The 9,090-nt window shown below is 64.6% G+C and carries 9 protein-coding genes; 2 read left to right on the forward strand and 7 right to left on the reverse strand.

Features of this window, described 5'->3' with window-relative positions; all coding sequences use genetic code 11:
- From ACLHHB_RS13790 to ACLHHB_RS13820, 7 genes are all read right to left on the reverse strand, one after another.
- Positions 1 to 782, reverse strand: a 782-nt coding sequence (locus ACLHHB_RS13790; RefSeq protein WP_410218857.1) for an efflux RND transporter permease subunit, incomplete at its 3' end; no start/stop codon positions are given.
- Positions 779 to 1,891 (reverse strand): efflux RND transporter periplasmic adaptor subunit, encoded by a 1,113-nt coding sequence (locus ACLHHB_RS13795; protein WP_410218858.1) that lies wholly within the window; start codon positions 1,889 to 1,891, stop codon positions 779 to 781. The genes ACLHHB_RS13790 and ACLHHB_RS13795, both read right to left, overlap by 4 nt.
- Positions 1,892 to 2,035: 144 nt before the next feature.
- Positions 2,036 to 3,022, reverse strand: a complete 987-nt coding sequence (locus tag ACLHHB_RS13800; protein ID WP_410218859.1) for a diguanylate cyclase domain-containing protein — start codon at positions 3,020 to 3,022, stop codon at positions 2,036 to 2,038.
- Positions 3,019 to 4,638, reverse strand: coding sequence for a response regulator (locus tag ACLHHB_RS13805; RefSeq protein WP_410218860.1), 1,620 nt, complete (start codon positions 4,636 to 4,638; stop codon positions 3,019 to 3,021). The genes ACLHHB_RS13800 and ACLHHB_RS13805 overlap by 4 nt, the downstream gene beginning before the upstream one ends.
- A complete protein-coding gene (locus ACLHHB_RS13810; RefSeq protein WP_410218861.1) occupies positions 4,539 to 5,321 on the reverse strand; it encodes a histidine kinase dimerization/phospho-acceptor domain-containing protein in 783 nt (260 codons plus the stop codon). The genes ACLHHB_RS13805 and ACLHHB_RS13810 overlap by 100 nt, the downstream gene beginning before the upstream one ends.
- On the reverse strand, positions 5,318 to 6,199 hold the full coding sequence (locus tag ACLHHB_RS13815) for a hypothetical protein (RefSeq protein ID WP_410218862.1): 882 nt from the start codon (positions 6,197 to 6,199) through the stop codon (positions 5,318 to 5,320). Before ACLHHB_RS13815 ends, ACLHHB_RS13810 begins: the two co-directional genes overlap by 4 nt.
- Positions 6,200 to 6,331: 132 nt before the next feature.
- On the reverse strand, positions 6,332 to 7,027 hold the full coding sequence (locus ACLHHB_RS13820) for a GntR family transcriptional regulator (RefSeq protein WP_410218863.1): 696 nt from the start codon (positions 7,025 to 7,027) through the stop codon (positions 6,332 to 6,334).
- A gap of 82 nt (positions 7,028 to 7,109) precedes the next feature.
- On the opposite strand from ACLHHB_RS13820, the gene uxaC reads away from it, so the two are divergent.
- Both uxaC and dctP read left to right on the forward strand, forming a co-directional pair.
- On the forward strand, positions 7,110 to 8,516 hold the full coding sequence (uxaC, locus tag ACLHHB_RS13825; RefSeq protein WP_410218864.1) for a glucuronate isomerase: 1,407 nt from the start codon (positions 7,110 to 7,112) through the stop codon (positions 8,514 to 8,516).
- Positions 8,517 to 8,537: 21 nt separating this feature from the next.
- Positions 8,538 to 9,090 (forward strand): TRAP transporter substrate-binding protein DctP (gene dctP / locus ACLHHB_RS13830; protein ID WP_410218865.1); only part of this gene is annotated, 553 nt, incomplete at its 3' end.

Here is a 9,090-nt window from a genome sequence, read left to right on the forward strand (position 1 = left end):
ATCCGTGCGACATCGCCCAGCCGCAGGGGGCGTCCGCCGCCGTCGCTGACCACCATCTGCCGGAACGTGTCGGCCGAGGCGAAACGGGTTTGCGCCAGCACCTGCAGCTGGCGCGCTGCGGTCTCGATCTCGCCTGCCGGCAACTCGATGTTGTTGGCCTCCAGCGCCTGGATGATGTCGCCGGTCGTCATGCCATAGGCGGCCATGCGGGACTGATCCAGCCAGATCCGCATGGCGGGCGCGCGTTCGCCAAAGACAGCGGCATTGGCAACGCCGGGCAGGCGGGCCAGCCGGTCGGTGATGAAGCGGCTGGCATAGTCCGACAGCTGGAGCGGACTCATCGTCGGGCTGGACAGGCTGAGGCGCAGGACCGGGTCGCCCTCGTTGTCGTTCTTGTCCACGCGCGGCTGTCCGGCGCCGTCAGGCAGGTCGTCCACCACGCGGTCCACGGCGTTGCGCACGTCATTGGCCGCGCTGTCAATGTCGCGGCCCGGATCAAAGGTCAGGACCGACCGCATCCGCCCCTGGTTCGAGCTGGTGCGCATCGAGGTCATGCCGGTGATGCCGGCCAAGGCGCCCTCGATCACGGTTGCGACTTGGTTGTCGACCACGTCGGGGGCAGCCCCCGTATAGTTGATCTGCACCGTGATCTCCGCCGCCTCGACCTGCGGCAGTTCCCGGACCGGCAGCCCCGAAATGGCGACAGCGCCGATCAGCACGATCAGCAGGTTCATCACCGTGGCCAGGACCGGTCGGCGCAGCGACAGGTCGGGCAGGCTCATCCGTCGGCCCCTGTCCGGCGCTCGGCTGCGGTCTGCAGGGGCTGGACGCGCGGCTGCGCCTCGACCGAGCTGCCGGGCTGGACACGGTGCAGGTTGGTCACGATGATCTGGGCGCCGATCTCCAGTCCCGAAACGACCTCGATCAGGCCGGCAGTCTGCTCGCCCACGGTGATCTCGACCCTATGCGCCTCGTTGTCGCGTGCGATCAGGGCCAGGTGGCGGTCGCCCTCGACGGTGACCGCGGTTTCGGGAAGGGCCGGGCTGTCACGCTCATCCAGGATCAGTTCGGCCTGCAGGAACATTCCGCCAGCCAGCGCCCGATCCGAATTCGGCACTTCGGCCCGCAGGGCAATCGAGCGGGTGGCCGCATCCACGCGCGTGTCGATGCGGGTGATCCGTCCTTCGAACACCCGGTCGGGCCAGGCGGCCGAATGCAGCCGGACCTGCTGACCCTCGACAATGTGCGGCAAAAGGGTTTCGGAAACGCCGAAATCGACCTCGATCACCGTCAGGTCGTCCAGGGTCGTCACCGGGGTTGTGCTGTCCAGCATCTGCCCCTCGACCAGGTCCGTCAGCCCCAGAACGCCATCAAAGGGGGCACGCACCATGCGGTCGTCCAGCCTGACCTGCGCCAGATCGCGCTCGGCCTCGGCCCGCAGCAGTGTGGCGCGGGCGGTCTGATAGGCGGCGTCCGACGCGCTGCCGCTGCGGTTCAGTTGTTGCTGCCGCTCGAAAGCGGCCTCTGCTTCGGTCAAGGTGGCTTCGGCCGATTTCAGGTCTGCTTCCTCGGCGCGGCTGTCCAGTTCCAGGATCACGTCGCCCCGCGACACCTGCTGGCCGGGGTGGAACGCAAGACGGGTAATGCGTCCGCCGGCCTGCGGCATCAGGTCGATGGCCTGCCGCGCCCGGGCCGTTCCCACCGCGCGCACGCTGTCCGTGAACCGGGCCGCGGTCACGGCGATCGTTTCGACGGGAATGGCCTCGGTTCTGTCGGCGGTTCTTTCGGCGCCGGGATCGGGGGCCGCCAGCAGCCGGTCGGTCAGGTGCAGCCCGGCAAAGGCAGCGCCTGCGATGACGATGGCTCCGGTGGTCGCCTTGACGATGCGCATGTCCTGCCTTTCCGGATGATCCTGCACGACCCGAGGACGCCCTTCGATCAGGTTGTCTGCAGTTTGCGCAGGCAGGGAACAGGTGCAACTGATAATCCCGTGTGCTGTTCCGTCCTGCCCTCCATGGATGCCGGACCCGCGGCGCTAGGCCACACCTGAAAGACGGGCGGCGGCGTATGGGTCGCCTGTGCGGTGAACGCCTTCCTTTGGCTGATGCAGGCTGTCGACCAGCATCTGTCCTGAAACGCGATTTCCGCCGGCTTGCTGACTGCGATAAAGCATCTGACCGGCGCAGGTCAGCCAATCCTCGCCAATGACCGTTGCATTGCAAGGGCCTGTGGCGATGCCGACGCTGACCGTCACCACCTGTCCCAGAGGGGAACGGATGTTCGGGATTGCAGCCGCTTCGATCCGGGAGCGGATGCTTTCGCCGATCCAGGCCGCACTGTCCTGATCGGTGCCCGGCAGGATGCAGACGAACTCCTCCCCCCCATGGCGCAGGCACAGGTCCCCGCTGCGACGCATCGCATCCGACAACAGTGTGCCGATCCGCCGCAGGCAGTCGTTGCCCTCGGCGTGCCCATAGGTGTCGTTCAGCAGCTTGAAATGGTCGATGTCCAGCATGATCACCGACAGCATTCCGTGGATGCGCGAAAGGCGCCGGATTTCCATCGGCAGCTGACGCTCCAGCATCCGTCGGTTGCCCAGACCCGTTAAGGGATCGCGCAGGGCCTGTGCCGCCCGCTGGTCGCGCAGATGTTTGAGCTGGATGTGATTGCCCACTCGCTGGCGCAGAGCAACCAGAGAGAAAGGCTTGGTCATGTAGTCGACGGCGCCTAGGGACAGGCCATGGCTTTCCGCTTCCGGGGCGCCAGGTGCCGTGGTGAAGATCACGGGCACGTCGGCCAGGTCCGGATCTTCCCTGAAGCGCCGGCACAGGACATATCCGTCCATTTCCGGCATGACGACGTCCAGCAGGATCAGATCGGGGCGGGCGGCGCGTGCAAGGCCGACCGCTTGTTCGGCCGAAAGGGAAAAGCAGATCTCGTATTCATCCTCCAGAGCGGCGCAGATGATTTCGATATTGGTCGCTTCGTCGTCGACGATCAGGACGACAGGCTTGTTGGTCATGGCGAAAGCCCTTGTTCAGGGGGCAATACGGCCCCGATCATGTTCAGGTGGATGGATGCCGCTGCGTAATTCAGCTTTTGAAGAGATAGCCACAGGGGATGGCCCGCACGCTCCGAGGCCGGGAGGTGCAGGGTCTGGGCCAGCACGTCGAAATTGTGGCGCGCGGACAGGCTGCGGCGCTTGATCTGGTCGCGCAGGGTGTCGATTGCCCGCCTCCCCCCTGCACTGTCCGGAACACCGGGCTGTCGCTGGGCGGGCAGGGTCAAGCAAAGGGACGCCTCTTCCTGCGGCCCCCGAAGGCTGGCCGCGGCGGAGAAAGGGGGACTTGGCGCAAGGTCCAGACTGTCCAGAAGCATCGGCAAACGGTCCAGCTGTCCGGTGTGAATGCCGTCTTCCAGCTGTTCCGCGATCGAAGCCGACACGCCTTTCGACGTATGTGCCACACGGAATGTGTCATCCAGCCTGCCGGCCCCAACCAGTTCTTCCGAGTTGCGCGATACGGTCACATGACCTTGCGCAATGGAAAGGATCAGGCGGCGCAGCAGATCCGGCTTGCCGTGGACGCGCCGTAGGGCGGAGCCGATGTCGAACGGGGGCAGAAAGACTGGCAGGCAACCCCCTGAGCCCGCGATTGCTGGAACCTCAGCAGAGGCGGCACGCGCGGGGCGAAGCCGCAGCCTTTCGCGCAGGGCATCGATCAGGCGGACGGGATCGACGGGTTTGGCGACATGTGCATCCATCCCTGCCTCGAGGCAGCGCTGCCATTCCTCTTCATGGGCATGGGCCGTCATGGCGATGATCGGCAGGCGCGCCGACCGATGTGTCATTCCGATGATGCGGCTCGCCGTCATACCGTCCATGCGCGGTATCTGCGGATCCATCAGGATCGCCGAATATGTTTCAGGCTGGGCTGCGACCATCTCGCAGGCTTCGGCGCCGTTCAATGCACAATCAACCAGCAGACCCCCGCCTGTCAGCAGGGCCACCCCGATCTCGCGGTTGATGTCGTTGTCTTCCGCGAGCAGGCCGTGCCTTTCGGCGGGCAGCGCAAGGGCGTGGGAGGGTGCTGCCCGGGGGCCGTGATGAGGGATGGCATGGGGGGCAGCCCGGACCAGCGCTTTCGCCAGTTTGCGCGCATTGATCGGCTTTGCCGGGAACTGCCCCACATCTTCACCGGCAGCCTCGCGCATCTGGTCGTCAAGACCATAGGCGGTGGTGACCGCGACAACGGGGGGCGAGGCCGACAACAGGCTGCGCATGGTGCGCAGTGTCTGCAGCCCGTCCCGGCAAGGCCTCTTCCAGTCGATGATGAACAGGTCAAAGCGACAGCCGGCGTTCTGACGCTCGGCCAACAGGGCCAGCGCGTCATCGCCCGATGCGGTCATGTCGACATCCCTCTGCCAGCGCTGCAGGATTTCGCTCAGCATCTGACGAGGGATGGAATTGTCATCGGCCGCCAGGACGCGAAGGCCGCGCAGTGCTGGCGGTGCTGAGGCGGTTTCCGGCGATCCCATCTTCAGCGGCACGCGGAAGGTGAAGGTGCTGCCCTGATCCGGCGGGCTGTCCGCGCGGAACCAGCCGCCCATCTGCTGCACGATCTGCTGGCAGAAGGCCAAGCCCAGCCTGGTGCCCCGAACCGGCGGGTCGTGAAACTGTCGGCCTGGGTAAAGGGCAGGAACAGGCGGGACTGCTGAACGGGCGTCATCCCCAGGCCCGTATCGCCGACGCTGCACTCGATCATGGCAACGCCATCGTTTTCGTTGATCATGCGCGCCTTCAGCGTGATGCGGCCCTCGGTCGTGAACTTGAGGGCATTGCCGAGCAGGTTCAGGACAATCTGGTTCAGCCGCAACTCGTCACCGATCAACACAGCGGGAAGGGTCGCATCCAGCTCGACCTGCAGGTTGAGCCCCTTGGCGCTGATCGTCTTGGCCATCATCTGCACTTGACGCAAAAGCGCGTTGCGCAGATCGAATTCGCGCGTTTCAAGCGTCAGCCTGCCCGCTTCATTCTTGGAAAAACCCACAATATCATTGACCAAACGCAGCAGGGCCATGTCGCCCGAGCCGATCTTGCGGACCTGGTCACCCTGCCGGGGCTCCAGCAGCGGGCGCTGAAGCAGGTGGCAAAAGCCCAAGATGGCGTTGATCGGGGTGCGGATCCCGTAGCTGATATTGGCCAGGAACATGCTCTTGGCCCGCGCCGCTTCCTTAGCGTCCTTTGTGCGCTCTTCCAAGGCAAGGTCTTTGGCCAGAACCCCGTCCTCCATCGCGCTGATGCGGTCAAAGGACCGCGTCATCTTGTTGCAAACCCAGTCCAGGACCACCGTCTGGAAGACGACGATCCCGTCGTGCAGAAGAATCCGCCCGACATGCCCTTCGGTCGAGAAAACGCCGTTGGCCGAAGGCTGGCCGGTGTCAGGTGATGCAGGGTCGTGGTCGTGGTCGCGGCTGCAACGAAAAGGGGGCGCGGGTCGAACCACGCGATGTTCATCACGATCATCGCGAAAACATACATGTGCATGTCCCTCTGCCACGGATGCCCCTCCATCAGCAGCAACGAAGGTTCCGCGACCAAGACCACGGCACCCACATAGCAGCTGATGGGGGCGATGCCGTGCCGGTGCCAGATGATGTGATAAACGGCCGCCAGCGCCGCGGCTGCCAGCAATGCGGTCGGAACGGCGACCCGGCCAATTGCCAAGCTGACCATTCCGATCATCGGAACATGTGCCCAGATCATTGCCAGCAGCAGCCAACTGCAGCGAAGGCGTAGGAAGGCGATCTCCACTGTCCATCGGGCGGGGACCGCGCTTGACGGGCGGCAGCCAAAGCGGCCTGCCGTCGGCAGCACCAGCCAGACCCCCGCCTGCCGGATCCTGTTCGGAAAATAAGGATGGCTTGAGATCGCTATCATGGCCCCCGGCACTGCGCCAAAGGCCGTAACGCCGCCCCCTGCGCGACAAGCCGTTTCAAACACGTCGATCGGGGATAGAAACGGCCGCGTGACGACAAGATACTGGTCGGCGAATGCGCCGGAGCCGAGCCGCAGGACCACAAGCATCATCAGCGTGGCCAATTTCGGAAGAGCCGCAGGCCAAAGGCCGCCGGGGGCGTCCCGGTCTTGCGCTGCAGCCTGTCGGCGCAGGGCTGTGTCCGATCTTGTCCAGCCAGCCATGCCGTGATCCATTGGTTGCGTTTCCCGGACAGGATACACAACCCGGAGCCGCCCCGTCCTAGGGTCGCTCCAATTCGAAACGTTCGAGGTTTAGGCGTTTTGCCGACGGCCGCAGCGAGGCCCGGGATCTTCCTAGCCGAAGACTTCGGGCTGATCGATCCGCAGGCGATCGAGGATCTGGCGGATATGGCTCAGATGATGGCGGACGGCCGCAACGGCGGCCTCGGTGTCGCGCGCACGCAGGGCGGCCAGAATTTCCCGGTGTTCGATATAGGCCATCGATGCGCCATAAGAGAGCGACAGATACCGCGCCCTGTCCATGTGTCCCTTGTTGTCGCGCACCAGCGTCCACACGAACTCCACCCCCGCATGGGCGCAGATGTCATGGTGGAACCTGTCGTCCAGTTCGTGGAACTCCAGCCGCTGATCAGCCTTGCTGGCAGCCTCCTGGCAGTCGATCAGCACATCCAGTGCATCCCAATGTTCAGGCCGCAGGCGCTGGGCGGCCACGCGCATCGTGGCCTCTTCCAAGGCGCTGCGGATGAAATAGGCCTGCATCACCGCGTCTTGTGAAATGGGGGTGACCGTCGTGGCACGCTGCGGCCGGATCTGGATGAAACCCAGTTGCGACAGGCGATAAAAGGCATCCCGCACCGGCTGGCGAGACACGCCCATCTGCGCCGCCACCTCGGCTTCGGACAGTTTCGCGCCGGGGGTCAGCGTCAGGTTCACGACACGGTCATAAAGAACCTCGAAGATCTGGTCCGTCACGGTCCGGGGGCGCGGCTCTTCGAGGGAAGGCAGAGCGTCAAGATCATGCAGGGGCATCACTGGCACTCCGGTTGACCGAACCTGTAAACTAGCATATTAGCTGACTAGCAGGATAGCAAGTGAGTCGGAGGAGGATCGCATGGCGCTGCTGGACGAGGACCGTCTGTTGCCCCTAGAGGGGCGTGCCCGTGATCTGGCGCGGGGCCTTTATAAAGAGATCCGCGACCTGCCGATCCTGAGCCCGCACGGTCATACGGACCCGCGCTGGTTTGCCGAGAACGAAGCGTTTTCCGACCCTGCGCAGCTGTTTGTCACGCCCGACCACTACGTGTTCCGGATGCTGTGTTCGCAGGGCGTGCCCTTGACCGATCTTGGGGTTCCGCGCGTCGATGGCGGGACGACCGAGACCGACGGGCGCACGATCTGGCGGTTGTTTGCCCGGAACTATCACCTGTTGTCGGGAACGCCGTCGCGCCTGTGGCTGGACCACAGCTTCCAGCATGTCTTTGGCATCGACCGGCGCCTGTCCGCGGAAACGGCGGACTGGTATTATGACCACGTCGCAGAATGCCTGGCCCAGCCCGAGTTCCGCCCGCGCGCCCTGTTCGAGCGTTTCAACATCGAAGCGATCGCCACGACCGAGGCCGCGACCGACGATCTGCGCTGGCACAAGATGATCCGCGACAGCGGGTGGAAGGGGCGTGTCCTCACGGCCTATCGCCCCGATGGCGTCATCGACCCCGAGATGGCCGGCTTTGCCGACAATGTCGCGCTGATGGGCGAGCAGACCGGTTTCGACACGACCACCTGGTCGGGATACCTGGATGCCCACCGGGCGCGGCGCGCGTTCTTCATCCAACATGGCGCGACATCCAGCGACCACGGTCATGCCAGCGCCCGCACCGAGGATCTGCCGCAGGACGAGGCGGCGGCGCTCTTCGACAAGGCCCTCCGCGGGCAGTATACGGCCGAAGAGGCCGACGCCTTTCGCGGCCACATGCTGACCGAGATGGCGCGGATGAGCCTGGAGGACGGGCTGGTCATGCAGATCCATCCCGGGTCACGCCGCAACCATTCCGATCAGGTCATGGCGATCCATGGCCGCGACAAGGGTTTCGACATCCCCGGTCGCACCGACTATGTGGCAGCGCTGCGCCCGTTGCTGAACGCGGTGGGCATGCGACCGGACCTGACCGTGATCCTGTTCACGCTGGACGAAACGTCCTATTCCCGCGAACTGGCGCCTTTGGCCGGTGTCTGGCCCTGCCTGCGGCTGGGGCCGCCCTGGTGGTTCCATGACAGCGCGGAAGGGATGCGCCGCTTCCGCGAGATGACGACGGAAACGGCCGGCTTCTACAACACCGTGGGGTTCAATGACGACACCCGCGCCTTCTGCTCGATCCCTGCGCGCCACGATGTCGCGCGGCGGGTGGATTGTTCCTATCTGGCCACGCTTGTTGCAACGGGCCGCCTCGCGGAAGACGAGGCGCCCGGGCTTGCGCGTGACCTGACCTATGGCCTGGCAAAACGGGCCTACAAACTCTGAGCTTGATATTGGGAGGATAAGATGAAGTTCCTGACAACCACGTTTGCCGCGCTGCTGACCTCGGCCAGCTTCGCCGGTGCCTGCGAGATCACGCTGCGCTCGTCCGATACGCATCCTGACGGATATCCGACCGTCGAGGGCGTCAAGGCGATGGCCGAAGAGGTCAAGGAAAAGACCGACGGCCGCATCTGCATCGAGGTCTTCCCGTCGTCCCAGCTGGGCGAGGAAAAGGACACGATCGAGCAAACCCAGTTCGGCGTCATCGACATGGTTCGCGCCAGCTTCGGCTCGTTCAATGACATCGTGCCGGTCACCCAGACCGTGTCGCTGCCCTACCTGTTCAAGTCGGTCGATCACATGCACACCGTCATGGACGGCCCGATCGGCGAGGAAATCGCGGCGGCCTTCGAGGAACGCGACCTGGTGGCGCTGGCCTTTTATGACGGCGGCGCGCGCAGCTTCTACAACTCGCAAAAGCCGATCCAGACGATCGAGGACCTGCAGGGGATGAAGTTCCGCGTGATGCAGAACGACGTCTTCGTGGACATGATGGACGCCCTTGGCGCCAACGCCA

The organism is Paracoccus sp. (in: a-proteobacteria), assembly GCF_046462195.1.
In the GTDB taxonomy this organism is placed as follows: Bacteria; Pseudomonadota; Alphaproteobacteria; order Rhodobacterales; family Rhodobacteraceae; genus Paracoccus.

Excerpts from the sequence above, each read along its gene's own strand:
- ACLHHB_RS13795 (WP_410218858.1), bottom strand. The coding sequence starts at position 1,891 with ATGCGCATCGTCAAGGCGACCACCGGAGCCATCGTCATCGCAGGCGCT.
- ACLHHB_RS13800 (WP_410218859.1), bottom strand. The coding sequence starts at position 3,022 with ATGACCAACAAGCCTGTCGTCCTGATCGTCGACGACGAAGCGACCAAT.
- ACLHHB_RS13810 (WP_410218861.1), bottom strand. The coding sequence starts at position 5,321 with ATGACGCGGTCCTTTGACCGCATCAGCGCGATGGAGGACGGGGTTCTG.
- ACLHHB_RS13815 (WP_410218862.1), bottom strand. The coding sequence starts at position 6,199 with ATGGCTGGCTGGACAAGATCGGACACAGCCCTGCGCCGACAGGCTGCA.
- ACLHHB_RS13820 (WP_410218863.1), bottom strand. The coding sequence starts at position 7,027 with ATGCCCCTGCATGATCTTGACGCTCTGCCTTCCCTCGAAGAGCCGCGC.
- uxaC (WP_410218864.1), top strand. The coding sequence starts at position 7,110 with ATGGCGCTGCTGGACGAGGACCGTCTGTTGCCCCTAGAGGGGCGTGCC.